Here is a 16,197-nt window from a genome sequence, read left to right as displayed (position 1 = left end):
TCGGAACGAGAAATCGTCTCAGCCTTCCAGACCGGACAATTCGGAAATCACGTGCGCCGCGAGCGGCGTCAGCGTGGCCATGCCGTCCCGGACCGCAGCGCGGGAGGACGCGAGGTTTACCACGAGTGTGCTGCCGGACACGCCGGCGAGCCCGCGGGAGAGGCCCGCGTCGAGCGAACCGGCGGCGAGACCCGAAGACCGGAGGGCCTCCGAGATTCCCGGAATCTCACGGTCGAGGACCTCGGCGGTGACGTCGGGTGCGACGTCGCGCGGCGACACGCCGGTGCCGCCGACGGAGACGACGAGGTCGACGCCGCCGATGACGGCGGTGTTGAGCGCGTTACGGATCTCCACCTCGTCGGCCGCCACCGCCACGATGGCGTCGACGATGAAGCCGGCCTCGTTCAGCAGTTCTGTCACCAGAGGCCCGATGGAGTCCTTGCCTTCACCGTGAGCGGTGCGGTCGTCGACGATTACCACCAGCGCGCGGCCGGCCAGCGAGGCTTCGATGTCCATGGTCCCTACCGTAGTGGCCCCGTTCAGAACGGACTCGACCTGCCCGAGAATCCCCGTGTTCATCAGCGGCCACCCTGTTCGGCGGTTCCGAGCGTGACGTCGACGGTCTTGGTATTGGATCCGTTCCCGTCGGTGTAGGTGATGGACACATTGTCTCCCGGTGCGTGTGAACGGATGGCGGCGATGAGTGCGTCGCCACTGGTGATGGCACGGTCGTCGACCTTGGTGATGACCGACCCCTTCGGAATTCCCGCCTTCTCCGCCGGGCTGCCCGCCGTGACCTCGACGACGGTGGCACCGTTGGCGGCGTCCTGTGACGGGACCTGGATCCCGATGACGGCCTGGGTGGCCTTGCCTGTCTTGACCAGCTCGTCCGCGATGCGCCGGGCCTGGTCGACCGGAATCGCGAAGCCGAGTCCGATGGATCCGCTCTGCTCACCCGCACCGGAACCGCCGATGCTCGCGATGGCGGTGTTGATGCCGATCAGCTGGCCGTCCATGTTGACGAGGGCGCCGCCGGAGTTGCCCGGGTTGATCGCCGCGTCCGTCTGGAGGGCGTCGATGACAGTGTTCTGGTTGCCGGACTCACCGCTGGTGGACACCGGGCGATTGAGCGCCGAGATGATGCCCTCGGTGACGGTGCCGGCCAGGCCGAGGGGCGACCCTATCGCGACGACCTGCTGCCCGACCTGCACGTTGCCGGACGTTCCCAGCTCGATCGGAGTGAGGTCGGTCTTGCCGTCCACCTTGATGACCGCGAGATCGGACACCGGGTCGGCGCCGACCAGCTTGGCGTCCGCCGTGCTGCCGTCCGAGAAGGCGACCGTCAGCTTGCCGCCCTTGGCGGCCGCGCCTGCCACGTGATTGTTGGTGAGGATCATGCCGTCGGACGAGATGACGATGCCGGATCCTTCTCCACCGGAACCGCCGGCCGTCGCGACCTCGATCTGGACGACGCTCGGGACCACCTTGTTCGCGACCGCCTGCACCGAACCCGCCGGTGCGTTCGCGGCCGGGGTCGCGGTGTTGTTCTTGGGGGCGTCGAGGGAGTTGGTCACCGTGGCGCCGCTGCCGTTCCGTTCGGTTGCCAGGGAGCCCACGACGCCACCGATGCCGCCGCTCACGAGAGCGAGCGCCACAGCGCCCACCACGATGGCGGTGCGGGCGGGACGCTTGGTCGCGGTCGCCGTCGATCCCTCCCCTGCCTGTCCGGGGCCCTGAAGGCCGGGGAACGGGCCCTGAGGCGCCCCGTGCTGCCCGGCCGCGTGCTGGGCACCCGGGTGTCCCGGAGCGCCGTGCTGAGGCTGCCCGAACTGCTGTGTGGGCTGGTGCGGGGCACCGTACGGATTGCCCTGGGGGTACCCGGCGCCGTAGGCCTGCTGACCCATCGGACCGCCCGCGGGGTGCTGCGGAGTGGCCGGAAACTGCTCGGTCGGGTGGTGACCCGGCGTCGTCTGCGGGTGGGCAGGCTGATCGGGGCGCGCGCCCGGGTCGCCACCGGCATTGTCGCGGCTGTTGCCGTCGTGACTGTTTCGATCTTCGGTCATCGCATCACTTCCATCTCCTGCGACCGCCCGCAAAGGGGCGGTCGCACCGTCTCTGTGTACGAGAGTGCCCGGTGGGACTGAGAAGGTCCTGAGACCGGCCTTGGAGTTAGCCGAGACCCTGAGACTATTCCGCTTCGGGTTCGCCGGGAAGGACGATCCGGATGAGCGCACCGCCCCGTTCGGAGACGTCGACGGCGATCGTGCCGCCGTGCTTGACCACCACCTGCCTGACGATCGCCAGACCCAGCCCGGAGCCGGGCATCGAGCGCGACGCCGTCGACCGGTAGAAGCGGTCGAACACCAGCTCCCGATCCTCCTCCGGAATGCCCGGGCCCGCGTCGTCGACCGTCAGCTCGAGAAGTCCGTCGCCTGCCGCCTTCATCGCCACGCGCACCTGCTCACCGGTGGGACTCCACTTGGCCGCGTTGTCGAGCACGTTGAGCACCGCCCGCGACAGTCCCGCGTGGTCGCCGTAGACGAACCAGGGAACGGTGACGGCGGTGAAGTCGATCTCGTTGCGCCGGCGGCGTGCCCGCTCGAGACTGCGATCCACCACTTCGCTGAGATCGACTCTCTCGAAGACGGTTTCCGGTGCGTCCTCGCGGGCGAGATCCACGAGGTCGCCCACCAGCTGCGAGAGTTCCTCGATCTGCGCCACCACGTCGGTGCGCAGTTCGGCCATGTCCTCTTCCGGAATATGCGGTGCGCCAGGACGACTCGACGCGATCAGCAACTCCATGTTGGTGCGCAGCGACGTGAGCGGCGTCCGCAGTTCGTGTCCGGCGTCGGCGACGAGCCTGCTCTGCCGCTCCCGCGATTCGGCGAGCGCCCTCAGCATCGTGTTGAAACTCTCGGTGAGCCGGGCGAGTTCGTCGTTGCCCGTCACCGGCATGGGGGTCAGGTCGTCGGTCCGGGCCACCCGTTCCGTGGCAGCGGTGAGCCGGGCGATCGGACGCAGACCGGTGCGCCCCACCGTCGTTCCGGCGGCAGCCGCGAGGACCACTCCACACCCGCCGACGATGAACAGCACCCAGGCGAGCCGGTCGAGCACGGCCCCCGTCGGCGCCAGGCGCTGCGCGATCACCAGCGTGCTGCCGTCCTGGGTGCGCTCGGCCAGCACCCGCTGATTGTCCGCCGTCCGCAGCGACGTGTCGCGCTCGCCGCGGGCCACGGCCAGTTCGGGTTCCCCGATGGGGACACTCGACCCCGGCGGTGTGTACGTGTCGAGGTCCGGGAAGATCAGCGCCACACTGATGTCCGTCGTGTACAGCGTCGCGCCCGCGATGTAGCGCGGATCGAACGTCACAAGATTGCTGTCGATCAGCGCCGACGCGCGGGTGCGCAACTGGTTGTCGACATCCGCGTACAGAGCCCGCGACACCACGGCGTACGCCGCGATCGCCATCACGGCCACCGCGATGGCCACCACGGACGCGGCGAGCAGCGTCACCCGCCACCGCAACGACACCGACCGCGTCAACGGCATCGGAGGCCGCATCTCGGGCGGTAACGGGATCGGGCCTGTGGGGTGCCGGGAAATGTGGTGCGAGTCGTGCTTCGCCCCCGACTTGTCGGCGGTCTTGTGGAACGGAACTGCCATCACGGAGGAGTCTCCCGCAGCACGTAGCCGACTCCGCGGACGGTGTGCAACAGGCGGGTCTCACCGTCCGCCTCCGTCTTGCGACGCAGATACCCGACGTAGACCTCCAGCGCGTTGCCGGACGTCGGGAAGTCGTAACCCCACACCTCCTCGAGGATGCGGCCGCGGGTCAGCACCCGGCGCGGGTTGGCCATCAGCATCTCGAGCAGCGAGAACTCGGTGCGGGTGAGGCTGATGGACCGCTCGCCGCGCGTCACCTCGCGGGTGACGGGGTCGAGCGTGAGGTCCTCGAACGTCATCTTCTCCGAGTCGATGCCCGGCTCCGGCGCGGCGCGGCGCAGCAGTGCGCGCAGCCGGGCCAGCAACTCCTCGAGAGCGAAGGGTTTGGGCAGGTAGTCGTCGGCTCCGGCATCCAGGCCCGACACCCGCTCCGACACGGAGTCGCGCGCCGTCAGGACGAGAATCGGCAGGTCGTCGCCGGTACTCCGCAGCCGACGGCACACCTCGAGACCGTCCAGGCGCGGCATCATCACATCGAGCACGAGCGCGTCGGGGCGCGCGTTCGCCACCTTCTCGAGAGCATCGATACCGTCGACGGCCAGTTCCACCGAGTATCCGTTGAAGCTGAGAGACCGCCGTAAGGACTCCCTCACGGCGCGATCGTCGTCGACCACCAAAATGCGCATACCCGACAGTTTGGCCCGATCAACTGAGATATGTCTGAGAAGGGATCATCGAAGTGCCCTGGCGGCGGTCACTCGAGGACCCGCGGACCCGGCAGACCCCAGTTCCGCCACAGCGCCAGCACCCGCAGCGCCGACGCGAACACCGTGCCTACCACCAGCGCGACGTCGGTGCCCGAACCCCACTCGCTCACCACGACCACCAACGCCGACCCGAGCAGCGCCGGCACCGCGTAGAAGTCCCGCTGCAGCAGCAACGGGACCTCGTTCACCAGCACGTCGCGCAAGATCCCGCCGCCGATCGCCGCCGTCCCGCCGATGAGACACGACGCGAGCGGACTCGCCCCGTGGTCGAGCGCGATCACCGCGCCCGTGCTCGCGAACAGGCCCATGCCCAGAGCGTCGAGCACCAGGATCTCCCGGCGGAGTCGCCCGACAGTCGAATGCAGGAAGAACACCAGCAACGACATGCCGAACGACGTGCCGAGGTTCGGCCAGCTACCCAGCGACGTCGGCGGATGGATGCCCAGCAGGACGTCGCGGACGATGCCGCCACCGAGAGCGGTGAAGACACCGACCACGCACACACCGAAGATGTCGAGGCGCTTCGTCACCCCCACCAGGGCGCCCGAGGCCGCGAACACCGCGATGCCCACCAGTTCCAGGATGTACAGCAGCACCCGCCAAGGTTCGCACGAGGAGCGTCACTTCCCGGCCGGGTCCACCAATCCCAGCTTCACGGCCTTCACCAGCCGGCGCGGCACGCGATGCGTCGCACCGCCCACCGTCACCTCGACGAGGTCGGGCGCCTGGGCCTTCCACTGCGATCTCCGGCTACGCGTATTGGATCGCGACATTCTGCGTTTCGGCACTGCCATGTTCTGTCTCCTCCTTCGTCGTCGACCCGTCAGTACTTATTAACCGCAGGTGGTTAATAAGTACTCACGGGCGCTTGCGCACTCCGTAGCGGGTTTCGAACTTCTCGACGCGGCCCGCGGTGTCCATCACGCGCTGCGCGCCGGTCCAGAACGGGTGGGACTCGCTGGTCACGTCCACGACCACCAGCGGATAGGTGTTGCCGTCCGACCACAGGGCGGTGCGGTCGCTGGCCACCGTCGACCGCGTGAGAAACGTGGTTCCGGTGCTCGCGTCCTGGAAGACCACGGGGTGGTAATCGGGATGGATGTTCGCCTTCATTCGTGTCCCTCTCTCGATTCGGGTTCTGCATAGGGTGATTCGCTGCTCTCGCAGGGGTCTTCGTGGAACTGCCCGAACGGGTCGGGCCACAACTGCCAGGCCGCCTCGTCCGCGAGTTCGTCGTCGGTGACGAGCGCCCACTGCAACGTGCGGTCGATCTCGGTGGGGTCGGCCGCATGCACCAGCACCACCATCGACGTGTGCCGGTCGCCGAAGCGCTCGTCCCAGCACAGCGCGGCCATCGCGCGGCGTGCAGTCGGGACCTGTTCCTGTTCGTCCGGGGTCATCGCGGTCAGCCAGCGGTCGGCACTGGCCACCCGCAGTCCCCCACCGGCCGACTCGAGCCACAGCGCCTCGTCCGGCTGCGTCGCGACCCACACGCGGCCGCGAGACGTGACGACTCCGTCGAGGAGCACGTCGACGGCCTCGTGCAGCCGTTCCGGGTGGAACGGCCGGGTGGCGGTGAACTCGACGAGCATGACGCCGCAGTCGTGGGACAGCGGCGGCTGCCCGCGCAGCAGTGGTGAGTGGGCGTGGGACAGCTCACCGCGCCGCGCGCCGGCCGGGACGTCGAGGAGCAGGCGCTCGACGTCGGGCGCGTCCCCGTCCCAGACGATCGGGGCGTCCGGTGCGAGCCGGGCCAGGACGGCGTGGAGCCGGGCCTGCTGCCAGCCGTCGCCTGCATTGCCCGACACCACCAGGGCGTCGGCGAAGTCCACCTGCCCGACTGCGACCTGCGCGACGGTGCGGTCGTCGTCCAGTGCGTCGTCGCCGGTGGCGTCGGCCAGCCACGATCCGGCATCGAGGCAGGTGATAACGCCGTCGACGCGCACGTCCCGCGAGGCCGGACCGTCGATCTGCCCGATCACGCCGGACACCGCCACGTGCTCGACCGCCCAGCACACGGCCTCGGGTTCGAGCCGGCGGTCGAGGTGCAGCACGATGCGCTGCACCGAACTGCGGGTGTGCAGGCGGCGGAGCAGCGGGAGAAGGTCCACGCGCAGCGTGCAGGAGATGCAGCCGTGCGCCAGTTCGAGGATGCCGAGGCGCTCGCGCGGCGCCCCCGACTCCAGCGTGGTGACGGTCCGGCGCACGACGCCTTCGTGGACGAGGTCGAGGTCGTGATGCACGACGACGGTGCCTTCGCGGAGCAGCGACCGCGCCGCGTCCTCGGTGGGGCCGTTCCACCCGGAAACCAGGATCAGCGGCGTCCGGCCGTCGAGTATCTCACTCACGGAGCACCCTTTCGATAACGATTGTCATTACGTGGACGGAACGCTACATTGGAAACTCGTCGTTGTCGAAAATGATTGTCATCACCCTCTCGGGGCGGTTTCACGAGAGGACAGAGAGGAACGCCCATGTCGGCGCACTGCCAGGTGACCGGACGCCAGCCAGGATTCGGCAAGTCCGTGTCGCACTCCCACAAGCACACCAACCGGCGCTGGGATCCGAACATCCAGAAGAAGACATATGCCCTGCCCAGTGAGGGCAGGCGAGTCACCCTCACGCTCTCCGCCAAGGGCATCAAGACCATCGACCGGGACGGCATCGAGGCCGTCGTCGCCCGGATCCGCGCCCGCGGAGGAACGATCTGATGGCCGCCCGCAAGGATTCGCCCGATCGTGAAGCTGAAGTCGACGGCAGGCACCGGGTACACGTACGTGACCCGCAAGAACCGTCGCAACGACCCCGATCGTCTCGTGATGAAGAAGTACGACCCGGTCGTGCGGAAGCACGTCGATTTCCGAGAAGAGAAGTAGAAGACACCCCACATGGCGAAGAAGTCGAAGATCGCGAAGAACGAGCAACGCAAGATCGTCGTGGCACGCTGGGCCGAGCGCCGCGCAGAGCTGAAGGAGACCATCCGCCGTCCGTCGAGCAGCGAAGACGAGCGCGCGGAGGCCCGGGCGGCACTGCAGCGTCTGCCCCGCGACGCGAGTCCGGTACGATTGCGCAATCGAGACGCTGCGGATGGACGTCCGCGCGGCCACCTGAGGAAGTTCGGGCTCTCTCGCGTGCGTGTTCGCGAGATGGCGCACCGCGGGGAGCTGCCAGGCGTCCACAAGTCGAGCTGGTAAAGGAAGCAGATGGCAGTCAAGAGAGCACCGTCGAAGAAGCCGCGTCCCGTCGAGGGCCGCAAGCCCAAGAAGAACCCGTTGTTCGCGGCCAAGATCGAGTACGTCGATTACAAGGACATCAACCTCCTCCGCACGTTCATCTCGGACCGCGGCAAGATCCGTAGCCGCCGCGTCACGGGCCTGACCCCGCAGCAGCAGCGTCAGGTTGCCGTCGCCGTCAAGAACGCTCGCGAGATGGCTCTGCTGCCCTTCACGAGCCGGTAACTCACGTAGGCACCGAAAAGGCCGCGTAATCCTCGGATTACGCGGCCTTTCGTCATTCCGGTCAGCCGAGCGCGGCCTGCATGTCGGCGATCTCCTTCTGCTGGGCGGTCACGATGTCGGTGGCCATCTGCCTGACCTCCGGGTTCTCACCGTCGGCCAGTTCGGTGTTCGCCATGTCGATCGCGCCCTCGTGGTGCTCGATCATCATGGTCAGCCATTGCCGGTCGAACTCCGTGCCCGACAATGCCGTCAGGGCGTCCATCTGATCGGCCGACATCATTCCGTCGCCGTGGTCCATGTCGTGCATGCCGGGTATGTCGGTCGTCGGAACCGGTTGTCCCCACTGCTGGAGCCAGGTGGTCATCCGGTCCATCTCCGGTTGCTGCGCCGCCTTGATCGCTGCGGCGAGAGCGACCACGTCGGCGTTGTCGGTGTGGCCGGAGACCATGTCGGCCATCTCCACCGCCTGCGCGTGATGCGGGTACATCCCTTCCAGGAACGCGACGTCGGCGTCGTTGAACTGTGCCTGCGATTCGACGGCGGATGTCGAGGCGCCGGGCGTCGACGAGGTGCCTGCCGAGTCGGTGCCGCAGCCGGCCAGTACGAGAGCCGCGCCTGCCGCGGCGGCGATCAGGGCAATGATGGTGCTGGTACGCATGAGGAACTCCTCGAGGTCGATTCGGGAAATGACAGTCGGATCCGCCGGGGCACACGCCCCGGGCTCCCTGTCACACCCGCAGAATCGAGAGTTCCGCCAAAGAAAGCACCGTCCACGGTGGTGGTCCGCGCCCCGACTGCACACGGTCGGCGCTCACCCGCGCCCGTCGCGCGGCGGGATCCACGGAGTGCCACCACAGCAACATCACCGACGTCAGTGCGGCGATCACCACGATCACGCCGGCACACTGATGTCCGGTGAGATGGGGTTCCTCGCAACCGTCCCCGCCGCAACCGTGGGGGTCTTCGGCGTGAGATTCGGTGACCGAGGACTGCTCGTGCGCCGCGGCGATCGCGGTCGGCGCGATCAGGCTGTGCATGAGGAGCACCCCGGCAGCGACGGCGATCAGCAGCGCGGCACGCGCCACGACTGTGCGCGTCCGCCCGGTTCCCGTCTCCACACGACCACTGTAACCGGACATACCCAGCGGGGGTACCCAGGCACGTGAGTGACAATGTGCGCCCCGGGACGCGAAAACACTCACATCGGGGTGTGGGCGAGGATCTCCAGACCCTGCTGCTCGAGTCCGCCGATGGTGTCGGTAAGGATGACGAGCCCGCGGTCTTTCTCGCGGTCGAGCACGACGGTGCACTGGAAACCACCGGTCGCGCCACCGTGAAGCGTGTACTCGCGACCTTCGAACGGGACGATCGACCACGTCAGCGCGCGGTAGTTGTCGCCGATCCACCGCCGGTCCATGGCCGCGGCGCCGGGGACCGTCCCGTCGAGGAGCGCCCGGACGTACCTCGACATGTCGTTCGCGGTGGACCGCAATCCGCCGGCCGGGGCGTAGGCGTCCAGCGGCCACGGGTCCTGCGACCTGTGCAAGACGTCGAATCCGCGGGTGACGTTCGGAGGCAGGTCGGCGGCGGTGAGCGGCATCCACGACTGCGACAGCCCGAGGGGGACGAGCATGCGCTCGCGGAGCAGCGACGGGTAGTCGGTGTGCGCGGCCGCGGCCAGCGCCTGGCCGAGCAGCGCGAAGCCGACGGTCGAGTACGAGTACGTGCCGCGGGTCGTGAGCGGCGCCGACTGCAGTTGCTGCAACAGGGTGTCCCGGTCGTAGGTGAACGGGTTGGACGCGACCACCCAGTGCCCGACGGCCACCACGGTGTCCGTGCTCATCGGGAACTGCGCCAGCCCGGACGTGTGGGACGCCAGCTCGAGCAGCGTCACGTCGCCGACCGGTGCGCCCTGCAACGGCAGCACATCTCCGACCTTCGTGTTCTCGCGCACCTCACCCCGGGCGACGGCGTCGACGAACAGTTCCGCGGTGAACGTCTTGGTGACGGAACCGATCTCGAAGTCGGTGACCTCGGTGGCCCCGAAATTCGCGAACCGGGTACCGGACGCGTCGATGTACGCGACGCTCGCGTTCTCGCGATAGCTGCGCCCGAGCACCTGCCCGGCGAGCGCGATCAGGTTCGGATCCCCACTCGACGGCGGAGCCAGCGCCGACGCCACGGGAGCGGCACCCCAGGCGAGGGTCCACGCGCAGAACAGCGCACAGAGGACGGTCGTTCGACGCAGCATTGCGGCTCCTCGCGCGCGGCGGAACGCGCGCACAGACGATCTCCCCGACCGGAGGCTATTGTCACCCACCCGAACGCCGAGCACTAGACTTCGGAAGGTTTGCCGACAGGAGGCTTACCTGTCGAGGAGGTGCCCCGCAGCGTGTCGGGAGTGGTTGCGGGATTCACCGTCATATTCGTGATCATTGCGATCGGCTACCTGCTCGGCCGTCGCGGGACGCTGGGCGCGGAGGGCGAAACCGTCCTGGGCAGGCTGGTGTTCTTCGTCGCCACACCGGCGCTGCTGTTCGATTCCCTCGCATCGTCCGACCTCTCCGTGATCTTCTCGCCCACACTGGCCGTCGCGGCTGTCACGGCATTGACGGTCGGCGCACTGTACATGGTCATTGCGAGAGTGTGGCTACGCAGGTCCCTTCCGGAACTGACGATCGGCGCACTGTCGGCGTCCTACGTGAACTCCGCGAATCTCGGCATACCCATCGCCGTGTTCGTGCTGGGGGACGCGTCGTTCGTGGCGCCGCTGCTGCTGTTCCAGATCATCGCGTACTCCCCCATCGCCCTCACCATCCTCGACGTCACCACGCTCCGACGCGGCGCGTCGCGACTCGACACGATCACCGCGCCGTTCAAGAACCCGATCGTCGTGGCGGGTGCCGCGGGACTGCTGATCGCGCTCCTCGGCTGGACACCCCCGGAAGCCCTGATGCAGCCGTTCCGGCTCATGGGCGGCGCGTCGGTGCCGGGTGCGCTGCTCGCGTTCGGCATCTCGCTGTACGGGGTGCGGGTGCTGGAGAAGGGGACGAGCCCGCGACGCGACGTCGCGCTGGCGTCGGTGCTCAAGATCGTGGTGCAACCGGTGCTGGCCTACCTGATGGCGCGCTATCTGCTCGGGCTCGACGGCCACGAACTTTTCGCCATCGTGGTGGTGGCGACGCTGCCCACGGCCCAGAACGTCTTCGTCTACGCCAGCCGGTACGGGGTCGGAACGGTGCTGGCGCGAGACACGGCTTTCGTCACCACTTTGGCCGCGATTCCGGGGATTGCGCTGGTCTCCGGCCTGCTCGCGGGATGAGGTTACCGTGGCATATGCGCGTAATCGCCCTCGCAGTGCTGGCCTGCCTCGCCCTCGCCGGATGCGGGTCCGGTTCGAGCACCGACGAACCGACTATTCCCCCGGAGATCGCGTCCGCAGTGGATCCCAGCCCGACCAATCCGTCGTCGGGGATGCCGATTCCCTCCGAAGTGCCCGGCGACGAGTTCGGCACCGTCTTCGAGTCGCGCCCTGACATCGTCCGGGCGAATCCGACGCCGTTCGAGTCGTGGTCCCGCGCGGACGGCAACACGGTGGCGATCCACTTCGTCACCGGAACCCCGGAGTGCTACGGCGCCGACGCAACCGTCACCGAGACCGACACCACCGTCACGATCTCGCTCCGCACCGGCACCCTCCCGGAGGCCGCCGACAAGATGTGCATTCTCGTCGCCGTGTTCGGCACCCTCGAAGTCCCGTTGCAGGCGCCGCTCGGCGATCGCCAGGTGATCAACGGATGACCTGGTGAAGCACTGGTTCCTCAACGTCTGCGTTGCCACTGCTCTCCTCCAGGCCGTCTATCACGCTGTCCGCGTTCTCGTCTCCTACCGCGTCCTCGCGCTCGGCGGCGACGCCGTCACGATCGGCGTCGTCACCGCCCTGTTCTCGCTGGCACCGCTGCTCGTCGCGGTCCGGATCGGACGCGCCGTCGACCGTCGGCACGCCGCCGCGGTCCTGCGGACCGGCGTGGTGCTGACATCGCTGGGTGTCCTGGTGATCGCCATGAGCGGCGACCTGATCGTCCTCGGCCTCGGCAACGTGATCCTGGGGTTCGGACAGATCCTCGTGACCGTCGCCGCGCAGGGGTTCATCACGCTGCTCTCCCCGCCCGGTGAGCTGGACCGGGGTTTCGCCGGATTGACGCTCGGAGTCTCGATCGGCCAGGCCGTCGGTGTCCCGCTCGTCGGGCTGATCGCGGCGGGAAGCTCGGACGGCGGCGTCGTCGAAACCACTCTGGCGTTGACGGTGATGGGTGTGGTGTCGCTGGCCGCGGTCCCGTTCGCCTGGCCGATACGCGAACGCCCGCAAGCAGCGGATCCGCCGTCGCCCGGCGACCGGCAGTCCGTGTTCAGCATGATCTCGACGACCGGGATGCGGCCGGCCGTGTTCAGCAGTCTGATCGTGCTGGCGTCGGTCGACGTCGTCGTCGCGTACCTCCCCGTCCTCGGGCACGAGTTCGGTTTCAGCGTTCTCCTGGTGTCGTTGTTGCTGACCGCGCGGACCGCGGCGTCGATAGTGTCACGCGCGTTCCTGCCGTGGCTGCTCACCCGTGTGCCACGACAGAAGCTGCTGATCTCCGCCACGCTGTGCTCGGCGCTGCCCACCGCCCTGCTGCCGTTCGTGCCCGACCCGGTCTGGATGGCGCTGCTCCTCGTCGTGGCCGGATTCTTCTGGGGCATCGGTCAACCACTGACGATGACCTGGGTGGCCGGGCTCGTCACCGCCGCCAACAGGGCCGCCGCGTTGTCGCTGCGCCTGACCGGCAACCGGCTCGGGCAGGTACTGATTCCGCTGGCCGCAGGCGCCGCGGCGGGGGTCGCGGGCACATCGTCGATCTTCGTGATCACCGGCGGACTGCTCGGCACCGCAGCAGTCTCCACCTGGCGAGCCGTGAGTACTTGTTAACCGCCCGCGGTTAACAAGTACTCACAGCTCCGAAACGTCGCGTCCGTCGCCACACGACGCTCCACTTCGTCGGATGTGGCGTGCGTCTCTTCTCGACACACTGGTTCCCAAGTCACGCGTTTGCCAGATCAGGGGTCAGGAGCCACACGATGAGCTATACCGGTGTCATTCCGAGCACGACCGACACACCCCGTCCACGCCGGGACGAGGCCGCCGTGTCGAGCGCGGTCCTGGCGTCCGGAGGAACTACTCCGCGGCTGCGATTCGTCGACACCGCGGATGCACTGCCCGAGCCGGCTGCCGTCATGGTCTGGCCGCAGGGCACCCCGTTGCTCGCCGAGTTGGTCGCGCTGTTCGCGGACCTCGGGTTGCGGGTCGCGTCCCACGAACAGCTGCCCGCGGGCAAGCCCGGCAGCCCGCTGGTTCACCGCTTCGACTTCAGCACCGGCGACTTCGCCTGGGACGCCGAAACTCCGGGCCTGCTGTCCGATGCGTTCGAGGCTGCGGCCGCCGGACATCTGGAGGTCGACGGATTCACCCGCCTCGTCGCCGCGGCGAACCTGACGTGGATGGACGCCGTCCTGGTCCGGGCGGCTTGCCGCTACCTCCGCCAGGTGGGGCTGGGACTGTCGGAACCCAATATCGTGGCGATCCTGTTGCGGCACAGCGATTTCGTGCGCGGATTCCGCGACCTGTTCACCGCCCGTTTCGATCCCGCCGTCACCGGCCCCGACCGCGACAGCGCCGTCGCGGACGCGGAGCGCGTGCTGCTCGACGCGATCGACCGCACCGCGACGCTGGACGAGGACCGTCTGCTCCGCGGCCTGCTGTCGTTCACGTCGGCGGTGCTGCGCACCAACTGGTTCCAGCACGACCGCACCATCAGCGCCGCCCCCGCCGCGTTCAAGATCGACCCGTCGCTGCTGTCGCTGTCTGCGGCCGTGACCCCGTACCGCGAGATCTTCGTGCATTCGCCGATCGTCGAGGGCAGCCACGTCCGCAGCGGTCCGGTCTCGCGCGGCGGACTGCGGTGGTCGGACCGCAAGGACGACTTCCGCACCGAGGTTCTGGGTCTGATGAAGACACAGCACGTGAAGAACTCGCTGATCGTTCCGATGGGCGCGAAGGGCGCGTTCGTGGTGCGCACCGAGACGACACCCGACGCGGTCCGCGCGGCGTACACAAGTTTCATCGACGGACTGCTCGACGTCACCGACGACATCGTCGACGGCGAGGTCGTCCACCCCCGCGACACGGTGATCTACGACGACGCCGACCCGTATCTGGTGGTGGCCGCCGACAAGGGCACGGCCCGATTCTCCGACCTGGCCAACAGCATCGCGACGCGTCGCGGCTTCTGGCTCGGCGACGCGTTCGCGTCCGGCGGCTCCGCCGGCTACGACCACAAGGCGATGGGCATCACGGCGCGCGGCGGATGGGTTTCCGTCCGCAGGCATTTCGCGGAGATGGGCAAGAACGTCGACACCGACGCGTTCACGGTGGTCGGCATCGGCGACATGTCCGGCGACGTGTTCGGCAACGGCATGCTGCTCAGCCGCGCCATCCGGCTGGTCGGCGCGTTCGACCACCGGCACATCTTCCTCGACCCCGAACCGGATTCCGAGGCGTCCTACCGGGAGCGCGAGCGCCTCGCGTCCGTGCCCGGCAGCAGCTGGGACGATTACGACCGGAGCCTCGTCTCGGCGGGTGGCGGCGTGTGGCCGCGGACAGTGAAGAAGATCCCGCTGTCGCCGCAGGTGCGGGAACGCCTCGGCGTCACCGCCACCGAACTGCCCCCGCACGAGGTGGTGAAGGCGCTGCTGACCGCGGACGTGGATCTGCTGTGGAACGGCGGAATCGGCACGTACGTCAAGGCTTCCACCGAGGGACACGCCGACGCCGCGGACCCGGCCAACGACGCCGTCCGGGTGGAGGCGAGCGACGTGCGCGCCGCGGTCATCGGCGAGGGCGGCAACCTCGGCCTCACGCAGCGCGCCCGCATCGAGTACGCGCTGAACGGCGGCCGGATCAACGCCGACTTCATCGACAACGCCACCGGCGTCGCCACGTCGGATCGGGAAGTGAACCTGAAGGTCGCGCTGGACGCGGCGGTGGCGGCGGGCGAACTGCCCGCGGCGGAACGGAACACGCTGCTCGCCCGCGTCCAGGACGAGATCGGTGAATCGGTGCTCGCCGACGCCGCCTCCCAGACCCTCGCCATCAGCCTCGCCGAGGTCCACGCACCGTTCCTGCTCGGACGCCACGAGCGGCTGATCGAGAACCTCGAGCGCGACGCGGGGATCAGCCGGGCCGCGGAGGTGCTGCCGTCGGCGGCGGAACTGTCCGCCCGGCACCGCGCGGGCCAGGGACTGGTCCGGCCGGAGATCGCGGTTCTGCTCGCACAGTCGAAGAACCTCGTCGTCACCGAACTGCTCGCCTCCCCCGTGCTCGACGACGCCGTGTTCGACGGTGTTCTCGCCGACTACTTTCCGGCATCCATCCGCGAACGCGTCCCCCAGCAGATCAGCGGTCACCGGCTCGCCCGGGAGATCGTGGCCGTGATCGTGGCCGGCGACATGATCGACCGTGTCGGACCCGGCCTGATCCACCGCCTCGAGGAGCGGCTCGGCGTCGGCACCCCCGAGATCACCGTCGCGTACGCGGTGGTGCGGCAGGTGTTCGACATCGACCGCCTGTGGAACGAGGTCCTCACCCTGCCCGGCGCGTCCCACCGGACCCGGCTGAACCTGCACTTCGGCATCCAGGACCTGATCGAACGCACCACGTCGTGGCTGCTGCGGCATCGCACCGCCGGCACGGATGCGCAGCAGCTGATCGAGCGGTTCGCGAAGCCGGTCCAGGAACTCGCCGCCGCACTGCCGCGCCTCACCGGTGCGCCCGCCCAGGACCTGGGCACGCTGCGGATCCTGGCGCAGGGCTTCGCCCTGGAGACCACCGCGCAGTCGCTCGCCCTGCCGATCACCCAGGTCGCCGAGACGTACCGCGAATTCGGCCGCGTGGTGGGCCTCGACTGGCTGTCGGAACGGTTCTCCGTCGGCGAGACCGGGACCGCCTACTGGGAGGCGATGGCGGGTGCCGTCCTCGTCGACAACCTGCAGGAGCACTGGCACGGCCTGATCGGACTGGTGTTGCGCGACGCCTCGTCCGCGACGTCCGCCGCCGACGCCGTCGCCGACTGGCTGACCGAACACACCACCGCCGCGGACCGCCTGGCCCAGATGCTGGGCGAGCTGCGGAGCCACGACCGCGTGGACAACTCGAGCATCTGCGTCATCGACGCCGAACTGTCGCTCGCGCTCACCCGCTGCTAACCGAACCACAT

General features: G+C 68.5%; 19 protein-coding genes. 8 read left to right on the top strand and 11 right to left on the bottom strand.

Annotation, left to right across the window (positions count from 1 at the left end):
- Positions 1-18: 18 nt before the first annotated feature.
- From ACLIVD_RS09895 to mrf, 8 genes are all read right to left on the bottom strand, one after another.
- Positions 19-579, bottom strand: coding sequence for a MogA/MoaB family molybdenum cofactor biosynthesis protein (locus ACLIVD_RS09895; protein WP_491932384.1), 561 nt, complete (start codon positions 577-579; stop codon positions 19-21).
- Complete coding sequence (locus tag ACLIVD_RS09890) at positions 579-2,063, bottom strand: S1C family serine protease (protein ID WP_491932383.1); 1,485 nt, start codon at positions 2,061-2,063, stop codon at positions 579-581. The genes ACLIVD_RS09895 and ACLIVD_RS09890 overlap by 1 nt, the downstream gene beginning before the upstream one ends.
- 124 nt (positions 2,064-2,187) lie before the next feature.
- Positions 2,188-3,663, bottom strand: a complete 1,476-nt coding sequence (locus ACLIVD_RS09885) for a HAMP domain-containing sensor histidine kinase (RefSeq protein ID WP_491932382.1) — start codon at positions 3,661-3,663, stop codon at positions 2,188-2,190.
- Positions 3,663-4,349, bottom strand: coding sequence for a response regulator transcription factor (locus ACLIVD_RS09880; RefSeq protein ID WP_005238656.1), 687 nt, complete (start codon positions 4,347-4,349; stop codon positions 3,663-3,665). Before ACLIVD_RS09880 ends, ACLIVD_RS09885 begins: the two co-directional genes overlap by 1 nt.
- Positions 4,350-4,417: 68 nt before the next feature.
- Positions 4,418-5,026: a trimeric intracellular cation channel family protein gene (locus tag ACLIVD_RS09875; RefSeq protein ID WP_005238652.1), complete on the bottom strand. Its 609-nt coding sequence runs from the start codon at positions 5,024-5,026 to the stop codon at positions 4,418-4,420.
- Positions 5,027-5,050: 24 nt separating this feature from the next.
- Entirely contained in the window at positions 5,051-5,224 is a 174-nt protein-coding gene (gene rpmF, locus ACLIVD_RS09870) for a 50S ribosomal protein L32 (protein WP_005259908.1), read from the bottom strand.
- A gap of 64 nt (positions 5,225-5,288) precedes the next feature.
- Positions 5,289-5,543 carry a type B 50S ribosomal protein L31 gene (locus ACLIVD_RS09865; protein ID WP_491932381.1) on the bottom strand — a complete coding sequence of 85 codons (255 nt, stop codon included), beginning with the start codon at positions 5,541-5,543 and terminating at the stop codon, positions 5,289-5,291.
- Positions 5,540-6,778: a ribosome hibernation factor-recruiting GTPase MRF gene (mrf, locus tag ACLIVD_RS09860; protein WP_491932380.1), complete on the bottom strand. Its 1,239-nt coding sequence runs from the start codon at positions 6,776-6,778 to the stop codon at positions 5,540-5,542. The genes ACLIVD_RS09865 and mrf overlap by 4 nt, the downstream gene beginning before the upstream one ends.
- Before the next feature lie 126 nt (positions 6,779-6,904).
- Between mrf and rpmB the strand changes: the two genes are divergently transcribed.
- Genes rpmB through rpsR form a run of 4 tightly spaced genes read left to right on the top strand, consistent with a single transcriptional unit; the run spans position 6,905 to position 7,888 of the window.
- Positions 6,905-7,141: a 50S ribosomal protein L28 gene (gene rpmB / locus ACLIVD_RS09855; RefSeq protein ID WP_491932379.1), complete on the top strand. Its 237-nt coding sequence runs from the start codon at positions 6,905-6,907 to the stop codon at positions 7,139-7,141.
- Positions 7,142-7,156: 15 nt separating this feature from the next.
- Positions 7,157-7,306, top strand: coding sequence for a 50S ribosomal protein L33 (gene rpmG / locus ACLIVD_RS09850; protein WP_491932868.1), 150 nt, complete (start codon positions 7,157-7,159; stop codon positions 7,304-7,306).
- Between the two features lie 12 nt (positions 7,307-7,318).
- The gene (gene rpsN / locus ACLIVD_RS09845) at positions 7,319-7,624 is read left to right on the top strand and encodes a 30S ribosomal protein S14 (protein WP_005259913.1); all 306 of its coding nucleotides are present in this window, start codon (positions 7,319-7,321) and stop codon (positions 7,622-7,624) included.
- A gap of 9 nt (positions 7,625-7,633) precedes the next feature.
- The gene (rpsR, locus tag ACLIVD_RS09840) at positions 7,634-7,888 is read left to right on the top strand and encodes a 30S ribosomal protein S18 (protein WP_005238639.1); all 255 of its coding nucleotides are present in this window, start codon (positions 7,634-7,636) and stop codon (positions 7,886-7,888) included.
- 61 nt (positions 7,889-7,949) lie between these two features.
- Here rpsR and ACLIVD_RS09835 read toward each other — a convergent pair whose 3' ends face one another.
- The 3 genes from ACLIVD_RS09835 to ACLIVD_RS09825 form a co-directional block, all read right to left on the bottom strand.
- Positions 7,950-8,546, bottom strand: a complete 597-nt coding sequence (locus ACLIVD_RS09835) for a DUF305 domain-containing protein (protein WP_283331520.1) — start codon at positions 8,544-8,546, stop codon at positions 7,950-7,952.
- Between the two features lie 70 nt (positions 8,547-8,616).
- Positions 8,617-8,973, bottom strand: a complete 357-nt coding sequence (locus ACLIVD_RS09830; RefSeq protein WP_491932378.1) for a DUF6153 family protein — start codon at positions 8,971-8,973, stop codon at positions 8,617-8,619.
- A gap of 113 nt (positions 8,974-9,086) precedes the next feature.
- Positions 9,087-10,139, bottom strand: a complete 1,053-nt coding sequence (locus ACLIVD_RS09825; protein WP_491932377.1) for a serine hydrolase domain-containing protein — start codon at positions 10,137-10,139, stop codon at positions 9,087-9,089.
- Positions 10,140-10,280: 141 nt separating this feature from the next.
- On the opposite strand from ACLIVD_RS09825, the gene ACLIVD_RS09820 reads away from it, so the two are divergent.
- The 4 genes from ACLIVD_RS09820 (at position 10,281) to ACLIVD_RS09805 (ending at position 16,186) form a co-directional block, all read left to right on the top strand.
- Positions 10,281-11,210: an AEC family transporter gene (locus ACLIVD_RS09820; protein WP_491932376.1), complete on the top strand. Its 930-nt coding sequence runs from the start codon at positions 10,281-10,283 to the stop codon at positions 11,208-11,210.
- Positions 11,211-11,224: 14 nt separating this feature from the next.
- Complete coding sequence (locus ACLIVD_RS09815) at positions 11,225-11,689, top strand: hypothetical protein (protein WP_317567979.1); 465 nt, start codon at positions 11,225-11,227, stop codon at positions 11,687-11,689.
- Between the two features lies 1 nt (position 11,690).
- Complete coding sequence (locus ACLIVD_RS09810) at positions 11,691-12,854, top strand: MFS transporter (protein ID WP_491932867.1); 1,164 nt, start codon at positions 11,691-11,693, stop codon at positions 12,852-12,854.
- Between the two features lie 149 nt (positions 12,855-13,003).
- On the top strand, positions 13,004-16,186 hold the full coding sequence (locus tag ACLIVD_RS09805; RefSeq protein WP_491932375.1) for an NAD-glutamate dehydrogenase domain-containing protein: 3,183 nt from the start codon (positions 13,004-13,006) through the stop codon (positions 16,184-16,186).
- The last annotated feature ends 11 nt before the right edge of the window (positions 16,187-16,197 follow it).

Source organism: Rhodococcus sp. G6(2025) (assembly GCF_058628105.1).
The sequence above is the reverse complement of the archived record's forward strand: the minus strand, read 5'-3'. Positions and strand labels throughout refer to the sequence as shown.